Annotated in this window: 22 protein-coding genes; 5 read left to right on the top strand and 17 right to left on the bottom strand. The window is 68.7% G+C overall.

Annotated features, from left to right (window positions below; translation table 11 throughout):
- Window positions 1-35 precede the first annotated feature (35 nt).
- From MKK67_RS10805 to MKK67_RS10790, 4 genes are all read right to left on the bottom strand, one after another.
- Window positions 36-767 carry a DUF3750 domain-containing protein gene (locus MKK67_RS10805; protein ID WP_243964161.1) on the bottom strand — a complete coding sequence of 244 codons (732 nt, stop codon included), beginning with the start codon at window positions 765-767 and terminating at the stop codon, window positions 36-38.
- An 86-nt stretch (window positions 768-853) separates the two neighbouring features.
- Complete coding sequence (gene mdcB, locus MKK67_RS10800; protein ID WP_279601564.1) at window positions 854-1,693, bottom strand: triphosphoribosyl-dephospho-CoA synthase MdcB; 840 nt, start codon at window positions 1,691-1,693, stop codon at window positions 854-856.
- A 10-nt stretch (window positions 1,694-1,703) separates the two neighbouring features.
- Entirely contained in the window at window positions 1,704-1,889 is a 186-nt protein-coding gene (locus MKK67_RS10795) for a hypothetical protein (RefSeq protein WP_243964151.1), read from the bottom strand.
- The gene (locus MKK67_RS10790; RefSeq protein WP_243964149.1) at window positions 1,889-2,731 is read right to left on the bottom strand and encodes a glycosyltransferase family 2 protein; all 843 of its coding nucleotides are present in this window, start codon (window positions 2,729-2,731) and stop codon (window positions 1,889-1,891) included. The genes MKK67_RS10795 and MKK67_RS10790 overlap by 1 nt, the downstream gene beginning before the upstream one ends.
- An 82-nt stretch (window positions 2,732-2,813) precedes the next feature.
- On the opposite strand from MKK67_RS10790, the gene MKK67_RS10785 reads away from it, so the two are divergent.
- Window positions 2,814-4,223: a class I SAM-dependent methyltransferase gene (locus MKK67_RS10785; protein ID WP_243964147.1), complete on the top strand. Its 1,410-nt coding sequence runs from the start codon at window positions 2,814-2,816 to the stop codon at window positions 4,221-4,223.
- Between the two features lie 84 nt (window positions 4,224-4,307).
- Here MKK67_RS10785 and MKK67_RS10780 read toward each other — a convergent pair whose 3' ends face one another.
- The 12 genes from MKK67_RS10780 to MKK67_RS10725 all read right to left on the bottom strand — a co-directional run bounded on the left by MKK67_RS10780 (window position 4,308) and on the right by MKK67_RS10725 (window position 16,982).
- The gene (locus MKK67_RS10780) at window positions 4,308-5,264 is read right to left on the bottom strand and encodes an aliphatic sulfonate ABC transporter substrate-binding protein (RefSeq protein WP_243964138.1); all 957 of its coding nucleotides are present in this window, start codon (window positions 5,262-5,264) and stop codon (window positions 4,308-4,310) included.
- Between the two features lie 47 nt (window positions 5,265-5,311).
- Window positions 5,312-6,094 carry an ABC transporter ATP-binding protein gene (locus MKK67_RS10775; protein WP_243964124.1) on the bottom strand — a complete coding sequence of 261 codons (783 nt, stop codon included), beginning with the start codon at window positions 6,092-6,094 and terminating at the stop codon, window positions 5,312-5,314.
- A 62-nt stretch (window positions 6,095-6,156) separates the two neighbouring features.
- Window positions 6,157-6,927 carry an ABC transporter permease gene (locus MKK67_RS10770; protein WP_243964122.1) on the bottom strand — a complete coding sequence of 257 codons (771 nt, stop codon included), beginning with the start codon at window positions 6,925-6,927 and terminating at the stop codon, window positions 6,157-6,159.
- Between the two features lie 14 nt (window positions 6,928-6,941).
- Complete coding sequence (locus MKK67_RS10765; protein WP_243964119.1) at window positions 6,942-7,922, bottom strand: aliphatic sulfonate ABC transporter substrate-binding protein; 981 nt, start codon at window positions 7,920-7,922, stop codon at window positions 6,942-6,944.
- A gap of 112 nt (window positions 7,923-8,034) precedes the next feature.
- Window positions 8,035-8,826, bottom strand: a complete 792-nt coding sequence (locus MKK67_RS10760; protein WP_243964110.1) for an ABC transporter ATP-binding protein — start codon at window positions 8,824-8,826, stop codon at window positions 8,035-8,037.
- The gene (locus MKK67_RS10755; RefSeq protein WP_243964108.1) at window positions 8,820-9,824 is read right to left on the bottom strand and encodes an ABC transporter permease; all 1,005 of its coding nucleotides are present in this window, start codon (window positions 9,822-9,824) and stop codon (window positions 8,820-8,822) included. The genes MKK67_RS10760 and MKK67_RS10755 overlap by 7 nt, the downstream gene beginning before the upstream one ends.
- A gap of 8 nt (window positions 9,825-9,832) precedes the next feature.
- On the bottom strand, window positions 9,833-10,933 hold the full coding sequence (locus MKK67_RS10750; RefSeq protein WP_243964107.1) for an ABC transporter substrate-binding protein: 1,101 nt from the start codon (window positions 10,931-10,933) through the stop codon (window positions 9,833-9,835).
- 508 nt (window positions 10,934-11,441) lie between these two features.
- Complete coding sequence (locus MKK67_RS10745; protein WP_243964105.1) at window positions 11,442-12,788, bottom strand: LLM class flavin-dependent oxidoreductase; 1,347 nt, start codon at window positions 12,786-12,788, stop codon at window positions 11,442-11,444.
- Window positions 12,789-12,799: 11 nt separating this feature from the next.
- A complete protein-coding gene (locus tag MKK67_RS10740; protein WP_243964103.1) occupies window positions 12,800-14,035 on the bottom strand; it encodes an acyl-CoA dehydrogenase family protein in 1,236 nt (411 codons plus the stop codon).
- A gap of 351 nt (window positions 14,036-14,386) precedes the next feature.
- Window positions 14,387-15,166 (bottom strand): MetQ/NlpA family ABC transporter substrate-binding protein, encoded by a 780-nt coding sequence (locus MKK67_RS10735; RefSeq protein WP_243964095.1) that lies wholly within the window; start codon window positions 15,164-15,166, stop codon window positions 14,387-14,389.
- A 39-nt stretch (window positions 15,167-15,205) separates the two neighbouring features.
- Window positions 15,206-15,871: a methionine ABC transporter permease gene (locus MKK67_RS10730; protein ID WP_243964093.1), complete on the bottom strand. Its 666-nt coding sequence runs from the start codon at window positions 15,869-15,871 to the stop codon at window positions 15,206-15,208.
- The gene (locus MKK67_RS10725) at window positions 15,861-16,982 is read right to left on the bottom strand and encodes a methionine ABC transporter ATP-binding protein (RefSeq protein WP_243964091.1); all 1,122 of its coding nucleotides are present in this window, start codon (window positions 16,980-16,982) and stop codon (window positions 15,861-15,863) included. The genes MKK67_RS10730 and MKK67_RS10725 overlap by 11 nt, the downstream gene beginning before the upstream one ends.
- A 493-nt stretch (window positions 16,983-17,475) precedes the next feature.
- On the opposite strand from MKK67_RS10725, the gene MKK67_RS10720 reads away from it, so the two are divergent.
- The 3 genes from MKK67_RS10720 to MKK67_RS10710 all read left to right on the top strand — a co-directional run bounded on the left by MKK67_RS10720 (window position 17,476) and on the right by MKK67_RS10710 (window position 20,273).
- Window positions 17,476-18,411: an ABC transporter substrate-binding protein gene (locus MKK67_RS10720; protein ID WP_409568387.1), complete on the top strand. Its 936-nt coding sequence runs from the start codon at window positions 17,476-17,478 to the stop codon at window positions 18,409-18,411.
- Between the two features lie 4 nt (window positions 18,412-18,415).
- Window positions 18,416-19,459, top strand: a complete 1,044-nt coding sequence (locus tag MKK67_RS10715; protein ID WP_243964079.1) for an LLM class flavin-dependent oxidoreductase — start codon at window positions 18,416-18,418, stop codon at window positions 19,457-19,459.
- A gap of 226 nt (window positions 19,460-19,685) precedes the next feature.
- Window positions 19,686-20,273: a hypothetical protein gene (locus MKK67_RS10710; protein ID WP_243964077.1), complete on the top strand. Its 588-nt coding sequence runs from the start codon at window positions 19,686-19,688 to the stop codon at window positions 20,271-20,273.
- Between the two features lie 130 nt (window positions 20,274-20,403).
- Here the strand turns inward: MKK67_RS10710 and MKK67_RS32880 are convergent, their stop codons facing one another.
- Entirely contained in the window at window positions 20,404-20,529 is a 126-nt protein-coding gene (locus tag MKK67_RS32880; RefSeq protein ID WP_409568386.1) for a hypothetical protein, read from the bottom strand.
- A 29-nt stretch (window positions 20,530-20,558) separates the two neighbouring features.
- On the opposite strand from MKK67_RS32880, the gene MKK67_RS32585 reads away from it, so the two are divergent.
- Window positions 20,559-20,687 carry a hypothetical protein gene (locus MKK67_RS32585; protein WP_279601555.1) on the top strand — a complete coding sequence of 43 codons (129 nt, stop codon included), beginning with the start codon at window positions 20,559-20,561 and terminating at the stop codon, window positions 20,685-20,687.
- Window positions 20,688-20,783 lie beyond the last annotated feature (96 nt).

The following is a 20,783-nucleotide window of genomic DNA, read 5'->3' as shown; positions in this document are numbered from 1 at the left end:
CCCGAAAGCCGGCGGCCACCTTTCGGGATGATGCGCTAGATCCCCACGCGCCCGATGGCCGGCAGCTTGATCCCCGGGCGGCGCAGGTCGATCCCGGCCACGCCACCGAGCAGGTTCAGCTCCAGACCCTCGACCCAGGCGAGCGTCAGCCCGAGATAGCCGCCGAGATTGATCCGGATGCCGGTGCCCGAGGGCGTCCATCCGATCCATCGTCCGTCATAGGGAAAGTCCTTGCCGATTGCCGTTGCCGGCAGGCTCACCCGCATCTCCGGAACCGCGGCCATCACGGCCGCCACGAAGGTGTTCGAGTTCGGCCCAGGCCAGACCACGTAATCGCCGGGCCGGGCGTAGCGGTACTCGGCCACGGCCTTGCGGATGCGCGGCAGCATCGCCTGCGCCTCCGGCCCGTCCGCTGCGAACACGGTCTCGGGGGCGTTCCCGAACCAGCGGCCGTCCGGCACGAATCGGTCGATCCAGATCGGCTGGCCCCAGGCCGTGTAGTCGTAGCGGCGGTAGCGGCGCTCGCCGGCCCCCTTGATCACGATCCAGCTGTGGGTCGCGACGATGCCGCGCCAACTCACCGTGCGGGCGGAGAAGATCCGGACGACCGCCGCCTGTTGGGTCTCGGTCGGAAGGAGGCCGGCACTGGACCGGTCGGCCGAGCGCCAGTCACCGTCCGCGCGCAGCCAGTACAGCGTCGCCGAGACCGCGACCGGCACGAGGAAGAGAAGAACGAGCGCGAGGAGCGCGAACCTGATCAGGGACACGAGGCTGGCCGGGGCGTGGCGGAAGACGAAGCCGATGTAGGAAGCGGCCGCGCTTGTTCCCATGCGGCCGAACGGTGCAGCACGCGTCACGCGGATTCGGACAGCGCTTCGAGGAACAGCGTCGTGGCGAGCAGATCGGCGCAGCCGCCGGGGCTCAGGCGCGCCGCCACGAAGCTGCGATGGATCGCAACGGCGCGGTCCCGCCAATCCGGCGCCGCGATCCCGCCGGCTTCGAGGAAGCCTGCCGCCGCGGCCTGCGCCCGGTCCAGCCCATCCGGCCCGCCGCGGTGGAGCAGGTTGGTGTCGTCCACGACAGCCAGCAGCGCGAAGAAACATTGCACCCGGGCCGCCTCAGGATCGTCCGGCACCCACACCCGGCCGAGACGCAGTGCCGGCAGGCCCACGGCCCGGACGGTCGGAAAGCCGGCAGCGGCCTCCGCGCTGGCGCCCCCGACGCCGTAACGGCGCGCGGCTCGGCCGCCATGGCTATCCGCAGAGGTCGGCGCCTGGGCGATGGCCCCGCCCCATAGCCGCCCCACGGCCTCGGCCCGTTCTTCGGCCGCGGCGGGTGCAGCCCCGGACGCGCCCGCACCGGCACAGATCAGCCCGAGCGAGAAGATGGCGCCGCGATGGGCGTTGACGCCGCCGGTCGCCGCCAGCATCGCCGCCTCGGCCCTCAGGCCGATCGCCCGAAGCTCGGCCATTCCGGTGCCGCATTCTCCGGCGGCGACGAGGTCGGCGAAATAGGGTCGGATCGCCGCCGCGCTGCGGCGCAAGGTGCCGGCATCCATGTCCTGATGGCTGCCCGAATCGATCGGGCTGACAAGGCCGGGCTTCGGCCAGGTTTCGAGCTCGGCGATCAGGGCCGCGTGGGCGAGATTCGCGACGCGCTCGGCCCAAAAATCGGAAGAGCGAAGCGCGCCCAGAAGGCCGAGGTCAGAAATGCGGCCCCTCCAGCGCAGCTTCGATGGATCGTGATACGCGGGCCGGCGCGATCGGCCGAAGCGGCGGCTTGCGAAGGTTCGCGTCGGGCATGCTGCTACGCACCTCCCGCCCAGCCGTCAAATTTCTCGGCGCGGCCGTGAAACCGAAACGTCCGATCGGGCCGGTACTCAGGTTCATCAGAACAATCCGACGAAGCGGTTCGGCAATTGCCAGAGATCCGCCGCCTGTGCCCAACTCTTGCGCTCGATTGCGTCGGCAAATATCCTCTTCGTTGTTTCGAAGAGATCTTCGCCGGGACGCAACTCGACGCGTCTGTGCGCAAGTCCTGCGATGTCCGACTTGATATGGTCGAGAAACGTCGTCGGCGCGATGGCATGATGCGAATCCGGGATGCCGACCGGTGCAGCGGAATTGCGTTTCTTCTGACGCTCGAACAAAATGTCGTTATCGCAATGGGCCAAGTGAAACAGAAACAGGTCGCCGAATTTCGGCCGGTGATCGTGGACGACACAATGAAAACCGATATGCCAATCTGTGCGCTTTGAGATCAGCGTCGCCTTGCAGAGTGTCGATATCGGGCGGACATACCGTCTCTGAAGCGAGACGGGGCTTTGCAGATCAATCGGCGCTTCACCCTCGACATGACGGACATCGGAACCGAACAGGTCGAGCACCGCCGGCACGTCACGGGCCGCAATGTAGTGCGCCAGCGACGGCGCCACATCCGGATCGACGACGATCAGTTCATCGGCATCGGCGAAGAGCACGCCCTTGAACCCGATGAACAACGAAGCGCAGAAATCGCGGATCGTGTTCACGCGCTCCCATTCGTCGAGGGGCATTCTCGGAAGGCGGATCAGGTTCGCGTTGATCCCGACGGTCGAGCCATCGTCGGAGCCATGATCGAGGACGTAGCAATTCTCGGCCCCGACCTGCCGTTCGTAATGCCTCAACCAGAGCGGCAACATCGTTTTTTCGTTGAACGCCATGGTGACGACGGCGAGCGGCCTTTTCTCCACCAGACATTTTCCTTCGCGACGGCAGTTTGATAATCCGCCGCTATCGTACGCGGCGGGACGCTAATTAGGAGCTAAGCTGGATATGGAGCGAGCGCAGCAACTTCTGCGATCCCTGAACAAAGACGCGCGGATCATCGAGATCGGCCCCAGCTTCAATCCCCTTGCCCCGAAGCGGGACGGTTGGAACACAATTGTGGTCGATCACGCCTCGCGTGAGGAGTTGCTCCAGAAATACCATGACCAGACGATAGACCGGATCGAGGCGGTCGACATCGTCTGGACCGGCGGTTCCCTGGCGGATGCGGTCCCGACCGATCAGCACGGGACGTTCGACGCTTTCATCGCCAGCCACGTCATCGAGCACACGACCGACATCGTCACGTTCCTGCGTGCCGCAGAGACGTTGCTGAGGCCGGATGGCGTCGTGATCCTGGCCGTGCCGGACAAGCGCAAGTGCTTTGACTTCTACCGCTCGCTCTCCGCCACCGCCGACGCGGTCACAGCCTTCCTGGAGCGGCGAGACCGGCACACGCTGCGGACGCATATCGATTACGCCCTGAACATGGCTTTGAAATCGGGCGGGGTCGGGGCCTGGGCCGCCGACGACATTCGGCCGGTCGAGCCGGCCAATCCCGTGACCGACGCACCGCAATGGCACGCCGCCGTGACGCGTCCGGATTACACCGACGCACATGCCTGGGTGTTCGTGCCGTCGAGCTTCAGTCTGATGATCCTGGAATTGTCGCTGCTCGGCTATCTGGACCTGCAGGTCGATGAGCTTCAGGAGCGGCACGCGACGGAATTCTTCGTCTGGCTTCGCAAGGGCGCGCCGCGCCTCACCGCCGACGAGGCCCGGCGTGAACGCACCGCCCTGATGCAGCGCGTGATCGTTGAACTCGCCGAGCAGGCGCGCCAGCTGCCGAACGGACCGCTGGGCGAGTCGGCGGCTCTCCTCCGTGATCGGCTTTTGAAAGCCGAGTATCGCACGCAAGCCCTGCGACGGGTTCTCTCGGCCGTGCAGGCCAACCTGGGCCGGTTCGGCCTGAACCGCCGCCGCTTCCGGCAGCAGATCGCGCTGGCGGGCCAGGACGTTCCGGCGAATGCGCTGGCCCCCATCCAGCACCACATCCTGCTGAACGAAGCGACGAAGATCCTCAACCGGCGGAAGGGTGCCGACGGTTTGACGGCGACCGTCGAGGAGGATCCGGCCCTGGCCGAGAACGCGGTCCTCGTCGTGCCGCTCGGCGCGGCCCAGTTCCGCGATCCGCTGCTGGCCGCCGAACTCCTGCGCGAGCGGCAGCGGTCGCGCGCCGTGCAGGTCGTGCTCGAGGCCGTGCTGAAAAGCCTGCGCTCGCGGTCCTGGGACAAGAAGCGATTCAAGGCGCTCATCGCGAAGGCGGCCCAGGAGACGCCAACCGTCGGGCCAGAAGCGGTGCGTCACGCGGTTCTGGCGGAGGAGAGCCGAAAGGTCTTGGGCGTGCCCCGCGCTTAGAGCACTGCACAAAACGCCCGATCACCGGGCGCTGGCCCTCTGCACACAATGTGCGGAGGGCGTTTTTGAGAGGCTCCTCGGGTTTCAGCGCGCCGGCGGCGCCCAGATGCCAAGAGCGCTTGCGTCCACGGGGCGGGGCAGCAGCCCTTCGGCCTTGAACGCGTCGGCGATCTTCTGCTGCTCGGACAGGCCCGCCCGCGTCACCGGCTCCACCCGGTAGCTGCGGCGCGCATTCGCCCGCAGGATCACCTCCGGCTCGATCTTCCACAGGGGCGCGAGAAGGGCCGCCGCCTCGGCCGGCTGCGCCTTCACCCAGGCGCCGGTCTCGGCGAGCTGGCCGAACAGGGCGGCGAGAACCGGGCCGTTGGCGGCCACATACGGATCGGCCGCGAGATAGTAGCGCGTGTACAGCGACAGCCCGGCGCCGTCGCGCAGGACCCGGGCGCCCGATTGCTGCTGGGCGGCGGAGAGGAACGGATCCCAGGCGACCCAGGCCTCGACCCCTCCGCTGGTGAGCGCGGCCCGGCCGTCGGCGGGGGTCAGGTAGGCCGGAACGATGTCCTTGAAGGTGAGGCCGGCCTCCGTGAGGGCCGCCAGCAGCAGGTAGTGGCTCCCGGCGCCCTTGGTGACGGCGACCCGCTTTCCACGAAGGTCCGCGACCGTCTTGGCGGGCGAGGTCTCGGGCACGAGGATCGCCTGCGCGTCCGGCGAGGGCGCTTCCTGGGCAAGGTAGGTGATCCGGGCGCCGGCGGCCTGCGCGAAGATCGGAACGGTGTCGGCCACGTCGGCCGAAACGTCGATCTGCCCGGCATTGAGCGCTTCCATGATCGGAAGCCCGCTGGTGAATTCGTGCCAGGACAGCCCGGTGCCGAGCGGCGCCAGCGCCCGCTCCAGATTGCCGTTCTGGCGCAGCAGCGCGATCAGCGTCGAGGAGCGCTGGTAGCCGATGCGAAGGGTCGCGGCCGCCCGGGCGGCGCGCTGCGGTGCGAGGAGCGCGGCGGCGGCGAGACCGGCGATCAGGCTTCGGCGGGAGATGGGCATCGTGTCATCCAGGACGAGGGGTTTGGCGAGGGTTTCGGGAAGAGACCCTACCACCACGCGGCACGGGTCTCGGGGGCAATGGGCTGCTGGGTTGCGGCCGGCCGCAGGGAGCGGTCGAGGGCGGCCATCACCAGGCGCACCGCCCCCTCATGATGGGCTGCGACGGGGTCGCGCGGGCGGGCGAGGCCGATGTCGATGGTCTCATCGAGCCGGCCCGGCCGCGGGCGCATCACCACCACCCGATCGGCCAGCGTCACCGCCTCGCCGACATCGTGGGTGACGAGCAGAATCGTCGGCTTCGTCTCGCCCCACAGGCTCAGGAGCTGATCGTGCAGATCCCTGCGGGTGAAGGCGTCGAGCGCCGAGAACGGCTCGTCCAAGAGCAGCACGCGGGGATTGGTCACGAACGCCCGGGCAATGGCGACGCGTTGCTGCTGCCCTCCGGACAGCTCCCGCGGCCAGCGGCCGCCATGCTCGGCCAGACCGATCCGCTCCAGCGCCCGGGCGACCCGCGCCCGGCGCTCGGACCGGGGGAGCCCGGCGAGACCGAAGCCGACATTGCCCGCGACATCCAGCCAGGGCAGGAGCCGCGCCTCCTGGAAGACGACGCCGACATGCGGATGCGGCTCGCGGATCGTCTCACCATCGACCTGCACGGTGCCGCGGCTCGCGTGGTCGAGGCCCGCGATCAGCCGCAGCAAGGTCGTCTTTCCGCAGCCCGAGCCGCCGATGAGCGCGACGATCTCGCCCGGCCGCACCGACAGGCTGATTCCGGCCAGCGCCTGCGTGCCGTCCGCGTAGGTCTTCGAAAGATCGTCGACGATGAGCACGGGGGTGTCTTGCGTGAGCGGTTGCATTGATGGGTCTCGCGCCAGGCGCACGCTTGCGCCCGTCACAGGCTCTCCCGGGCGGTATCCTGCCAGCGCGTCAAGGGTCGGGTCAGCGTCACCAGGACCATGTCGGCCAGCTTGCCGGCGAGCGCGAAGGTGATGATGGCGGCGACGATCTGATCGGGCTTGCTGAATTGCTGGCCGTCGACCAGCAGATAACCGAGGCCCTCCGAGGCGCCCATCAACTCCGCCGCCACCACGAACAGGAAGCCGAGGCCGAGCCCCGTGCGCAACCCGACCAGGGTCGCCGGCAGCACCGCGGGCAGGAGGATCCGCCAAGCCAGGGCGAACCGCGACAGCCGGAAGATACGCCCGACCTCGACGAGCTTGCGGTCCACCGAGGCGATCGCGCCGGAGACCCCGACATAGACCGGGAAGAACACCCCCACGGCGATCAGCAGCACCTTCGGCGTCTCAAGGATCCCGAACCACAGGATGAACAACGGGACCCAGGCCAGCGACGGCACGGCCCGCAGGGCCTGCAAGGTCGGATCGAGGAGCCAGCGCAGGGTCGGAAGCGTCGCGACCAGCGCCCCCGCCAGGATCCCGGCGGCGGCCCCCCAGAGGAATCCGAGGCCGACCCGGATCAGCGTCGCCTCGACATGCATGAGGAGGTCACCCGAGGTCGCCAGGTCCAGCAGCGTCGCGCCGATCCGGCTCGGGGGCGGCAGCAGGCGGCCGGAGACCAGGCCGGTATCGACCGCGATCTCCCAGCCGATCGCCAAGGCCAGCGGCAGGACGAGCCCGAGACCGACGCGGCCGCCCTGCCGCATCAGCGCCCCGGTTCTCAACGCGTCGCGACGGGGTTGAAGCCGGAATCGAGCAGGCCGTCGACCGCCGCGGTGACATCCGTGGCGGCGGGGATCACGCCGGCTTGTTGCAGGGCCAGGCCGGCGGCCTTGATCGATTCGGCCTGTGCCGGCCCGATCGTCGGCTGGGACAGGTCGGTACGCTCGAGCTGGCGGGCGATCACGGGTTCGGGCAGCTTGGTCGCGGCGACCAAGGCCGCCGAGAGGGCCTGCGGGTTCGCCAGCGCGTAGGCGCGCGCCTGCTCGTAGGCGGCGATCACCGTGCGGACCAGATCGGGATGGGCCTTGGCGAAGTCCTCGCGCACGTCGAGCAGGCCCCAGGTGTTGGCCGCCGGGTCGCGGTGGAACAGGACGTCGCCGTTCTCGATCTCGGCCGCCGCCATCAACGGATCGAGGCCGGCCCAGGCGTCGACATCGCCGCGGTCGAGGGCCGTTCGGCCGTCCGGATGCTGCAGCAGGACGAGCTTCGCATCCTTCTCGGTCAGGCCCGCGCCCTGGAGCGCGCGGATGAGGAAGATGTGCGGGTCGGTGCCGCGGGTGACGGCGACGCGCTTGCCCTTCAGGTCGGCGGGCTTGGCGATGCCGGTCTCCTTACGGGTGACCAACGCCGTCCATTCGGGACGCGAGAAGGCGTAGACCGCGTTGATCGGATTGCCGTTGATCCGCGCGACCAAAGCGGCCGCACCGGCGGCCGAGCCGATATCGATCGCGCCGGCATTCAGGAATTCGAGCGCCTTGTTGGAGCCGAGCGACTGGACCCAACGCACCCGGATGCCCTTCGGCTTGAGGGCTTCCTCCAGAAACCCCTTCTCCTTCAGGAGGAGGCCGACCGGATTGTAGGTCGCCCAATCCAGGCGGATCTCCTTCGGATCCTCGGCCCGGGCCGCAGGCGCGAACAGGCCGATCGCGGAGATCAGGGCGAGGCCGGCGGCCAGGAGGGATCGGCGTGAGGAGCGCATGAGCGGAACCTAGTTCGGGCGAAGTTTTGGGGAAGGCGTGCACGCACAGGTTCGCAGCGCGCGGCCCGGAGTTTGGGATCCGCAACGCCGCGCGCCGCAGGGATTCGTGCGCTCAGGTGGTCTGGCCGAGGATTTCCAGGATCGTCCGGCGCAGCCGGACGAGGTCGGGATCGTCACGGTGGCGCGGATAGGGGGCGTCGACCGGGAGTTCGGCCCGGATCGCGGCCGGGCGGTCGCCCAGCACGATCACGCGCTCGGCCAGGATCAACGCCTCCTCGACATCGTGGGTGACGAGCACGGCCGTGAAGCGCTTCTCCTGCCAGAGCCGCAGGATCTCGGCTTGCATAGCGAGCCGGGTCAGGGCGTCGAGCTTGCCCAATGGTTCGTCCAGGAGCAGCAGGCGCGGCTCGTTGACCAGCGCCCGGGCCAAAGCCGCCCGCTGCGCCATGCCGCCGGAGAGCTGGTGCGGGTAGGCATCCGCGAAGCCAGCGAGACCGACGAGTCCCAGCGCCTGATCGATGCGCGCCGCCCGAGCCGCGCGGCCGACGCCCTGGGCTTCAAGCCCCAGGGCCACATTCCCGCGCACGGTGCGCCACGGGTACAGGGTCGGATCCTGGAAGACGAGCAGCCGGGACGGGTCCGGCCCCTCCACCAGATCACCGTCGACCGTGATGAGGCCCTGGTCCGGCGGCTCCAGGCCGGCGACCAGCCGCAGCAGGGTGGACTTGCCGCAGCCGGAAGGGCCGAGCAGAGCCACGAACCCGCCCGGCTCGACGGCGAGGCCGACCCGATCCAGCACCGGCAAGGGCGTACCGCGGATGTCGAAGGCGTGACTGACCGCCTCCACGTTCAGGCTGGCACCGACGGACTGGGCCGCCGGCCGTTCCTGCGTCGCGGCTACCATTGCACCAGCCCCTTCTGCCAGGCGAGCAGACGGTCGCGCAGGCGAAACAGCAATGTGATCAGCGACGAGCACATCAGCGCCATCACGATCAGCGCGGCGTACATGTTGGCGTAGGCTGCCCAGCCCTGGGCCCATTGCAGGTACCAGCCGAGGCCCGATTTCACGCCGAGCATCTCGGCCACCACCAGCACCGCAAAGGAGCCGCCGAGCCCCATGAACAGGCCGACGAAGACGTGCGGCAGCGCCGCCGGGATGGCCACCCGCAGGATCAGGAAGCTGCGCGAGGCGCCGAGCGTCCGCGCCACGTCGAAATAGGCCTTGTTGACGCCGGCGACCCCGGACCAAGTCAGCACCGTGACCGGGAAGCCGGTGGCCAGCGCGACCAGGAAGGTGCTCGCCGACCACGAGGACGGGAACACGAAGAAGGCCAGGGGCAGCCACGCGGTCGCGGGGAGCGGGCCGACGAAGCGCAGCACCGGATGCGCCCAGTAGCCCACCGCCTTCGAGCTCCCGATGGCGACACCGAGCACGAAGCCGATCCCCGCCCCGAAGGCATAGCCGCCGGCCAACAGGATCAGCGAGTTCAGCGTGCTGCCGCCGAGTTTCGGCCAATCGTCGAGGAAGACCTCCAGGATCGCCTGGGGCGGCGGGAAGAACGGCATCGGTAGCAGGTCGAACTTCGCCGTGACGAGTTCCCAGGTCAGCAGGACAAGGGCGATGACGGCGAGCCACGGGCTCCAGTGCCGGAGCCGTGTCCCGAAGGTCCCGAGCCGGCCGGCGAGCAGACCCAGCGGCAGCACAGCCAGGCCGATCGCTGCCGATCCCTGGGCGAACACGGCCGTCCTCGGGAAGTCGCCCGCCTCGGGCAACTGCAGGGTGAGTCCGGCGAGCACGAGCCAGACGATCCCGGCCGCCAGCACACGCCAGGGCGGATAGGACAGACGCGTCGGTACGGCGGCGGTTCGCAGCGCCGTGCCCGCGGTGATGCTTCCGGACATGAGGCTCCTCAGCTCAGGACGTCGGCGTAGATCCGCTCGGCGAACTTCGCCGTGTCGGTCGAGCGCTTCAGGACGTTCACGAGCTTCAATTCATCGCCGTAGAGGGCGAGCTGCTGCTTGAGCCGGCCGCCGACCGGGCTGTCGCCGTGATGCTGGCTGCGCAGCATCGCGGCGAGATCCTCGATCGAGCCCTTGCCGCCGTAGCCGGAGAACGCCCTTGCGGCCGCCTCCGGGTTCTCGTGGACGGCATGCCCGCCCTCCAGGATCGCCCGGGTGAGCGACGCGGCGACCGCCCGGTCGTTGCGCAACAGGCTGCCGCGGACCGCGACCACGCAGCACGAGCGGTCGGCATATTCCCCCGCAAGGTTGGTCGAGATCTCGGTGAAGCGCGGGTCCTTGAGCCAGATCCAGGTCCGCGGGTCGCCATCGGCCAGGGCCTGGGCCTCGCCCTTCTCCACCGCCAGATTCAGCAGATCGACCGGGTATTGCCGCCACTCGACGCCGCTATCGGGGTCGATCCCGGCCTTGGCCAGCTGCAGGCTGAAGAAATTCTTGGCCGGGCTCGCCTGATCGCTGATCGCGATGGTCTTGCCCTTGAGGGACGCGATGTCCGTGATCCCGCTGGATTTGTCGGCCAGCAGCCTGAGGCAGCCGCCATGCAGGCCGGCGGTGATCCTGACGTCGAAGCCCTGTTCCAGGGGCTTGAGCCAACGCAGGGCCATGCCGATCCCGGCATCGGCCTTGCCGGTGGCTATGGCTTCCAGCAGGGCCTCGGTGGCACCGCCGAAATTGACGAATTCGACGTCGAGACCGTGCTTGGCGAAGATGCCCTGTTCCTTGGCGACCGGCGCAGCGGCGGTGCAGATCGCGGTGGCGTTCCAGGCCAGCTTGACCGGCCGGAGCGGCCCCACAGCGGCCTCAGCTGCGGCCGGCCGGCAGAGCGGGCCGTGATCGAACGGCGCGCCCGGCCCGGGCGCCCAGGCCTGGCCCGCGCCCATGCCGAGGCCGAAGGGCGCGGCCATCGCGGCGGCACCGGCCCGCAGCAGCAGGCGGCGCGAGGGCATCCGGCCCGATCCTGTGGGTCCCGGATGTGACGGATCGTCGGTCATCGGAAGTCTCCGGTCCGCGCAATCGCACGGCAGGGCTGGATCGACGCACGAAGCGGCCCGGCCTCGCGGCCGAGCATGTCATGCGTCCTCAATTTCGGTGAATGATCCGTCGAGGGATCAACAACTTGAATATTCAATTGACTCGCAGCCGAGTCAACGAAAGCATTTTCTTAACTTTCTGTCGTATAAAGAAAGATATTCGCTCGCTCGGCGCGGATCCGAGAATGAATCGCCCTCATGGCATCGGTTGGGCGACCGGGTCGAGACACATCCTCATCGGCGACAGCAGTCGGGACGGAGACTTGATCAGGGAAGAATTCTTCAAATTTGTACTCCGCCCATGAGTAATTCTATCAATATCTCATCGGCCGAAATTGCGAAGGATTCGAGTTACTGTCCTCGGATGCGCACAATCGAAATAGGGATGTAACGGTGGATCAATATGGAATCTGCCGCTCCAACGGCCACGCCAGCCGACCGCAGCAGGGTCCTGCACGGTCTCGAATCCTTACATCGGCCGATGGCGCGGCTGGAATTCGGGCCGGGGTAGGCCGAGATGCGCGCGCAGGGTGTTCCCGTTGTAGTCTTCCCGGAACAAGCCGCGGCGGCGCAATTCGGGAAGGACCAGCGCCACGAAATCGTCGAGGCCGCCCGGAAGGGTCGGCGGCATGATGTTGAAGCCGTCGGCGCCGTAGGCTTCGAAGCGCTCCTGAAGCGCATCGGCGATCTGGACCGGTGTCCCGACCAGGACCCAGTGGCCCCGGGCGCCCGCCGCGCGCAGATACAGCTCGCGGATCGTCAGCCCCTCCCGCCGCGCGAGCCGCAGGAACAGGTCCTGCCGGCTCTTGCCGCCATTGGTCTCGGGCAGGTCCGGCATGGGCGCGTCGTCCGGGTAGGCCGAGAGATCGGCGCCGGTGAGCTGCTCCAGGAGCGAACGGCCGACCACCGGATGGATCAGCGCCTGCAGGGCGGCGAATTTTTCCCGGGCCTCGTCCTCCGTGCGGCCGACCACCGGGAAGGCGCCGGGCATGATCTTGAGATGGTCGGGGTCGCGGCCGTGCCGGGCCATCCGGCCTTTCACGTCGGCGTAGAACGCGACCGCATCGTCCAGCGAATCCTGCGCGGTGAAGATCACCTCGGCCGTGCGGGCGGCCAGCGCCTTCCCGGCCTCGGAAGAGCCGGCCTGCACCACCACGGGGTGTCCCTGGGGCGGCCGCGGCACGTTGAGCGGCCCGCGCACCGAGAAATGGGCGCCCTCATGGGCGAGCAGGTGCAGCTTGTCCGGGTCGAAGAACCGGCCGGCCTCCCGATCGCGCACGAAGGCGTCGTCCTCGTAGGAATCCCAGAGGCCGCGGACCACGTCCACGAACTCCTCCGCCCGGGCGTAGCGGTTGGCATGGGCGAGGTGGCTCTCGCGGCTGAAATTCCAGGCCTCGCGCGGATCGGCCGAGGTGACGAGGTTCCAGCCCGCGCGGCCCTCGCTCAGATGGTCCAGGGAGGCGAACTTGCGCGCCACGTGGAACGGCTCGTTGTAGGTGGTCGATGCGGTGGCCACGAGGCCGATCCGCTCGGTCACCGCCGCGAGATGCGACAGCAGGGTCAGCGGCTCGAATTGCCCGACATAGCGGATCGCGGTGCGGCTCAGGGCGTCGAGATCGTCGCCGCGGATGCTGACCCCGTCGGCCAGAAAGATCAGGTCGAACTTCGCGGCCTCGGCCGTCCGGGCGAGCTGCCGGTAATGGGCGGCGTTGATCCCGGCATCGGCCTGCGACGACGGATGGCGCCACGCCGCGACGTGGTGGCCGCCGGGATACAGGAACGCCCCGAGGCGCATGCGGTCGTGACGACGCGGCATCCTCGCGTCCCTCAGGCCGTGCCGACGCGATACTGCCGCGGCGGCTCCGTGCCGTTCACCGCGAAGGCGCCGACGATCCGGTCCCGGTAGATCCGGGGATTGTGCGAGGCGATGGTGCGGGCGTTACGCCAGTAGCGGTCGAGGCCGAGCCCCTGCTTCACCGCGGAGGCGCCCAGCGCATCGAACAGGATGGTGGTCGCCTCCAGCACCAGGTTCGTGACCACGGTGACCGCCTGGTTGACCTCGACATCGGCCAGGGCGATGGCGCGCTCCGCCTCGGCATCGGTTCCCTGGCCGCCCCCGTCGCGATGCAGCACGTAGACCCGCTGCAAGGCCTCGGCTGCCTTCAGCGCCACGGCGCCGGCCGCGTAGGCGTTACCGCGCACCCGGCCGACCACGGCCAGGATCTGCGGATCGTCGGCGGTCCGCCCGGCATTGCCGTGGCTGTAGATGCGGGTCCGCTCGGCCACCAGGCGCCCGACATCCTCGGCCGCGGCGCGCCCGATCCCGGCGAGCGTCGCGAGATGGACGAGCTGGAAGAACGCCATCGCGTAGGGGAAACGGGCCGGATCGGGCTTGATCAGGTCGGGCGACAGGACGACGTCGTCGAACCGGATCGTGCCGCTCGCGGTGAGCGCCTGGCCGAACCCGTCCCAATCGTCGACGATGGCGACGCCCGGCGCCCCGGTCGGCACGGCCGCCACGATCGTGGTGCCGTCCTCGTCATCGGCCGAGAGGTGGATGTAGTCCGCGAACAGCGACCCGGTGGTGTAGAACTTTTTGCCCGACACGACCCGGTCGGCGCCCCGGCGGCGCACGACCGTGTCGAACTGGCCGACTTTGGCGGCCCCGGTTTCGGAGACGCCGCTGCCCACCGTCTCGCCGGCGGCGATCTTCGCGATCCAACGCGCACGCCAGTCCGGCGCGGTCGAGCCGAGCACGTCCTCGGTGAAGCCGAAATGGGCCCGAAGGGCGTTGGTGACGTTGGAATCGGCCTGCGACAGCTCGGTCAGCAGATTGAACAGCTCGGGCAGGCTGGCGCCGTGGCCCCCCGCCTCGACCGGCAACCGCAACGTGGTGAAGCCGGCCTCCTTCAGCCAGCCGATCTCGGCATGGGGCAGGCCATGCGTGCGATCGCGCTCGACCGCCGTGGCGCGGATCTCCGCGAAGACGGGCCGGAAGCGGTCGGCCAGCTCCTCGTAGCGCTCGCTCGGGCCAGCGCCCCAACCCGCATCCCTCTGCGACATTGCCTTGAGCATCCCATCCAGACCGTCGCCGCCGGGGACCCAGAGGCGTTCGGCGCGAGACCTATGGATTCGCCAAGTCGCCGTGTGTTCACAAGCGTCCGATCCGCAAAAACGACCGTTATCGATCGATTTAGAACGGTGATCTCTTTAAGAACGACAAGTTGGATAAGCTTTTCTCGATTCAAGTTCGGCAGGAAACAGCACTCCTGGTTAGAAGCATGCCTAGACACACGTGCGCTTCCTGTCCTGCAGGAACGCGCGCCCTTACCGAGTCCGCCTCGGCCGCGTCGGCGTATGTCCCCTATCGAGACCACGGTCCGGGGATTCTTCATGCCGGTGTGGTAGCGCCCGCTACCAGCTCGTCAGCACCGTGCTGCCATATGTCGTGTCGATGAAGGCCTTCACCTCCGGACTCCGGTAGCTTTCCACCAGCGCCTTGACCCAGGGCTGGTCGCGGTCGGCCTCGCGGACCGCCAGGAGGTTCACGTAGGGGCCCTTCGGCTCCTCCTTGAGGATCGCGTCCGAGGGCTTGAGACCGGCCGGCGTGGCGAAGTTGGTGTTCACCGCGGCGGCGTCGACATCGTCGAGCGCCCGGGGCGTCTGCGCGGCATCGACCTCAATGAAGCGGAGCTTGCGCGGATTCTCAACGATGTCGGCAACCGTCGGCTTGAACCCGGTGCCGGGCTTCAGCTTGATCACGCCCTTGTCCTGCAGAAGCAGCAGCGAGCGGCCGCCATTGGTCGGATCGTTCTGGATCGCCACCGTCCCGCCGGTCGGCACCGCATCGAAGCTCTTGTGCCGCTTCGAATAGATGCCGAGCGGGAAGTTCACGGTGGTGGCAACGCCGACAATTCTGTAGCCGCGATCGGCCTTCTGATTGTCGAGGAAAGGCTGATTCTGGAACGAGTTCGCTTCGATCTCGCCAGCCGAGAGCGCCTCGTTCGGCACCACGTAATCCGAGAACTCGATGATTTTCAGGTCGAGGCCGTTGCGCGCCGCGACGGGTTTGACCGCTTCAAGGATCTGTCCATGCGGGCCCGGTGTTGCGCCGATGCGGACGCGTCTCAACGCCTCCGCGTGCCCGGTACCAGGCAGGACGAGGAGGGCGGCAAGCACCAGGGTACGCCACATGGTGGACGATCTCGCGATTCAGGGGCGAACGTGTGCGGATCAACTCCGGCGATGGCGGCGGTTGAGGCCTCGTGCCAGGCGCTCGCCCGCGGTCTGGAACATCTGCACGAGCACGATCAGCACGACCACGACAGCGAGCATCATCTCGGGCCGGAAGCGCTGATAGCCGTAGCGGATGCCGAGATCGCCGAGGCCGCCGCCGCCGACCGCGCCGGCCATGGCGGAGTAGCCGATCAGCGACACGACGGCGAGGGTGAGCCCCATGACGATGGCGGGCAGCGCCTCTGGGATCAGCACCTTGCGGATGATCTGCGACGGGCTCGCCCCGAAGGCTCGGGCGGCCTCGACCAGGCCTTGATCGACCTCGCGGATCGCCGACTCCACCAGCCGAGCGATATAGGGTGCCGCCGCCACCGTCAGCGGCACGCTGGCGGCGTAGGTCCCGATCGAGGTGCCGGCCACCAGGCGGGTGAACGGGATGATCGCCACGACCAGGATTATGAAGGGCGTCGAGCGCGTCGCGTTGACGATCACGCCGAGGGCGGCGTTGAGCGCGGGCGCCGCCAGCAATTCGCCCCGCTGGCTGGTCGCCAGAAACACCCCGAGCGGCAGGCCGAGCACGGTGCCGATGACGGCGGCGAGCGCCACCATGGTCAGCGTGTCGAGGGTGGCCTGGACCAGGAGGTTGATGAGTTCAGGCGACACGGGCGGCCTCCCGAGCGACGTCCTGAGCCGGCGGGAGGTAGCCGAGGAGGTCGGCCGGTATGTCGAGCGCGGCCAGATAGGCTTGGGCTCGGGCGGTGACGTCCGGCCCCGGGGACAGGCCGACCGCGAGGGAGCCGAAGCGCTGGCCGCCGATCTCGTCCACCGCGCCGGCGAGGATCGCGGCCTCGATCCCGGTCTCGCGGGCGAGCCGCGCGAGAATCGCCGTATCGGCCTGCGGGCCCCGCAGCGACAGGCGCAGCACCGGCACGCCGCCGGGGCGCGGATCGGCGGAGATCCGCTCCGCGAGGCCGGCCGGCAGGTCGAGCCCGACTTCGCCGGCGAGCAGGCTGCGCGTGACCTCGGCCTGCGGCCGGGTGAAAACGTCATAGACCGAGCCGCGCTCGACGATCGCGCCGTGGTCGATCACCGCCACCTCGTCCGCCACCGCGCGGATCACCGACATCTCGTGGGTGATGAGCACGATGGTCAGGCCGAGATCGCGGTTGATCCGTTTCAGGAGCGCCAGGATCGACCGGGTGGTTTCCGGGTCGAGGGCCGAGGTGGCTTCGTCGGAGAGCAGCACGTCCGGCTCGGTGGCGAGCGCGCGTGCGATGCCGACGCGCTGCTTCTGGCCGCCCGACAGTTCCGCCGGGTAGCGGCCGGCCTGGGCCTCCAGGCCCACCAGCGCGAGCAGTTCCGCCACCCGGTCGCGGATCGCCGCGCGTTTCCAGCCCGCGAGTTCCAGCGGCAGGGCGACATTGTCCGCAACATTCCGCGAGGACAGCAGATTGAAGTGCTGGAAGATCATGCCGACCCGGGCGCGCACCGTCCGCAGCTTCCGCTCCGGCAGGCTCGACACCTCCGCGTCGCCGACCACGACCCGGCCGGCGCTCGGGCGCTCCAGGCCGTTGATCAGCCGGATCAGCGTCGACTTGCCCGCCCCCGAGCGTCCGATCACCCCGAGGATCGTGCCGGCCGGGACGGCGAGGTCGATGCCCGAGAGCGCCGCCACCTGCGCGGCGCCCTTCCGCGCCGGATAGGTCTTCGAGACGTTCTCGAACCGGATGAGGGGTGGGCTGGCGGGATCGCGGGACGGCGGCAGGTTGGTCACAGCCTATGGGTGCTCCTCGATCGGGACCGAGCGGTCCGCGACGGCTTCGGGTCTTACGGAAGCGATCTGTATGACGGTCGGCGCCGAGAGGGGTCAAGGAAAGGCGGGTACATAGTTCCCCGGCTCCATAGAACGATTTTTCTGAAATCCCGCGTTATGGAGATCGATTTTTTAGCCAAGGCTGGCATGTGGCCGACCTTCGAGTCGGCGGAGCGTCACTCGACATAGTGTGATTCCCCGATCGCCAAAGGCTCTGTGCTGTTTTGCGTCGTCGCTGAAGAAGAATTGCCTTTCGATCCGCGCTGAATTCGGAACTCTGTTTCATTGATCGATCCCCCGTATGCGGGCTTCAATAGTGGTCGCCCAGTCCAGGAGCCGACGAACCGGGGATCGTCGGCTCCCGCACGCATGCGGATGGGCGCCCACCGAGCCGGAGACCACGATGACCGACGACACGCCCGCAGGACGGTCCCCGTCCCGCCGGACGCTCCTCATGGCTGGCCTCGGCGCTGCGGCGCTGCCCTTCGCGTCGCCGGCCGTGCATGCGGCGGCGCGCGAGGTGAAGATCAGCATGCAGCGTTCCTCGGTGCTGTTCACGGTCCTGAAGGTGAAGGGCACCCTGGCCGAGCGCCTGGCGCCCCTCGGGTTCACGCCGACCTGGCACCTGTTCACCAGCGTCACCGAGCCGATGAATGCCGGGGCGGTCGATATCCATGCCGACGTCGCCGACGCGGTGCCGATCTTCACCCAGTCTGCGCGGGCACCCCTGACCTTCTACGCCCGCGAGCGCGGTGCGCCGGCCGCCGAAGCGATCATCGTACCGGCGGATTCGCCGATCCGCACGGTCGCCGACCTCAAGGGCCGCACGGTGGGCGTCGCGCCGGGCTCCGGGAGCCACTACGTGCTGGCCGCGGCCTTGAAGCGCGCGGGCCTGCGCTTCGACGACATCCGACCGGCCTATCTTCAGGCGCCGGAGGGTGCCGCAGCGTTCGAGCGAGGCAGCCTCGATGCCTGGTCAATCTGGGACCCGTTTCTGGCTTTCGCCGAAGCCAAGCGCCCGGTGCGCACCATCGCGGACGGAACCGGGCTGACGAGCTACCACCGCTATTACTTGGTCAATGACAGCTTCGTCGCCGCGCATCCGGAGGTGGTCGCCACGGTGTATCAGGCGTTGGTCGAGGCGGGCCAGTGGGTGAAGGCCAATCCGGACGCGGCGGTGGCGCTGCTCACCCCCGTCTGGGGCGACCTGCCGCCCGCCGTCGTGGCCGCAGCCAATGCCCGGCGTACCTATGTGGTGGAGCCGGTGGAGCGGGCGCAGCTCGGCGAGCAGCAGGCGATCGCCGACACCTTCCTCGAAGCCAAGCTGATCCCGCGCCGGATCGACGCCACCGACGTCCGGATCTGGACGCCGCCGGCGGTGAGGGGCTGAGGCGATGGCCGACGCACCCCGTTTCGGCATCTGGGCCGCCGTCCACGGCTCCCGCGCCGCCCATCACGATCCCGACGAGCCGGACGACGCGAGCTGGGAGCGCAACCGCGCCCTTGTCCTTGAGGCAGAGGCCCTGGGCTTCGACTCGGTGCTGGTCGCCCAGCATACGATGAACCCCTACGACGCGAGCCGCGACCAGCTCGAAGCCTGGACCGCCGCATCCGCCCTGGCGGCGCTGACGACGCGGATCGAGATCATCGCCGCGATCAAGCCGGGGCTCTACCACCCGGTGGTGCTCGCCAAGATGGCGCTGCAGATCGAACACGTCAGCGGCGGCCGCTTCGCCCTGAACCTCGTGAATGCCTGGAACCGGGCCGAGTTCGAGCGGGCCGGCCTGCCGTTCCCCGCCCATGACGACCGCTACGCCTACGGGCGCGAGTGGATCGGCTTGGTGGACCGCCTGATGCGCGGCGAGCGCGTCACCTTTTCGGGCGCGCATTTCCAGGTCGAGGAGTACCAGCTTCGCCCCGCCGGCACCTATCGGCCGCGGCCAAAAATCTATCTGGGCGGTGAATCAGAGCCGGCCCGGGCGCTGGCGGCGGACCACGCCGATGTCTGGTTCATCAACGGCCAGCCGGTCAAGGATGTCCGCGGGCTGATCGGCGACGTGGCCCGCCGGCCAGCGGCCAACGGGCTCCTGCGCTACGGGCTCTCAGCCTTCGTCATCGCCCGCGAGACCGACGCGGGGGCGCAGGCCGAGCACGCCCGCCTCCTCGCCCTGGCACAGCGCGACGCTGCGTTGCGCGCCGATACCCGTGCCCGGACCGACACGGCGAGCGTCATGTTCGCCAAGGTTGACGCGGCGGCGACCCGCCACGTCGGCACCAACGGCGGCACCGCGGCCGGTCTGGTCGGCAGCTACGAGACCGTGGCGGCCCGGATCCGCGCCTTCCACGAGGCCGGCATCGACCTGTTCATGCTGCAGTTCCAGCCCTTCGAGGCCGAGATGCGCCGGTTCGCCGAGCATATCCTGCCGCGCGTCCGCTGACCTGCTCGGCCCGACCCTCCCGGTCTCGAGCAGGTGGCTTGGACGCCCGTCACCGGCCGTCGTTGATACATCCCGGTCCGTCACCCTTGGTATCGGATCAGGGTGTCACGGCCTAACCTCCCCTGTGGCCCGTTTGGCGCGTAACGACCGCGCTTAGCCGGCTCATGTGCCTGGCGCGAGCGATCGGGTCGGCTCGCTTCGGGGCTGATGGGCCGGTGTCGGGATTATGGACGGTCACCCGCTCGACCATCCCAGCAAACATTTCCTTCTGCGGAGCGGTGGGGATCGGCGACCGGGCGTTCACAAGGAAGATCGTCTCGGGCTGGCGCCACGGGAGCAAAAACTGATTGGTCCGATCTCTGAATCGCCGGATCGATCGGCGACGCCGCATCGACTTCTCGAGGCTGTGAGCGCCGGCCAAATCCGATCGGATCGGTTGGACACGGAAACGCTCATCGCGGCACTGCTCGCCGATGTCCCCGCCGAACGGCAGTCGGCGCAGGCCGTCGCGGCGGCGCTCGCCGCTTCGAAGCTGTGGCCGAAGGAATACGCGTTCCTTCAATCGTGGTTCGAGCCGAGCGACGCCACGCCCGGCACCAAAAAGCAGCGCGAGGAGGCCGTCCTGAGCGATATCATTCCCGCGCGGCGGGCGCGCTGGGCCGAGCTTCTCGCATGGACCGCCAAAGCGGCCGAAGACGAAGTCGAAGGCGAGGAATGCATCGCCTTCGCACTGGTCGCCCGCGAACTGCTCGGTGATCGCCCGCTCGCGGTCTGGATCGCGAAGAACACGGTCGCGGCATCAGCAAAACGTTAGCCACAGGTCTGCGGCAGGAACCGATGCCGACACCAGTGCTTGGCCCCTCGCTGGCGCTAGGATCAGTAGGAGGAACGATATGTCGAGCGACCACGAGAAACACCAGGACCTCCTCCGCGCCCTGAGAGCTTCACAGGGCCAGCGCGACGGCTCCTTCGACGAGGCGGTCACCCGCGCCTTCGAGCACGTCTTCGAACACCTCGGGCGCCTGAATTCGCATGTTTCCCTCGGCGGTCCCGAGGGCGAGGATCGTCATCTGAAGGCCGGCGAGTCACCGACGCTGCGATGATTGCAGGGCTGGGCTTCCAGATCAGCCTCGGCGACGGCATCGCGGTGACCGGCGAGTATCGGGGCCAGATCGGAGGCAACCTCCGCTCGCATGCCGGGACCGCATGCATGCAGCTGCGCTTTTGAGGGGGCCCGCGGCGCGTCTGCGCCGGGGTCGTGACTTGGGTGTCGAGACCGTGAAGCTCGACGCACCGGACGGATCGCGGTCAAACAGGCTCCGAG

Source organism: Methylobacterium sp. J-072 (assembly GCF_022829425.1).
GTDB lineage: Bacteria > Pseudomonadota > Alphaproteobacteria > Rhizobiales > Beijerinckiaceae > Methylobacterium.
Note: the sequence above shows the minus strand (reverse complement) of the source record. Positions and strands in the feature narration are given on the sequence as shown.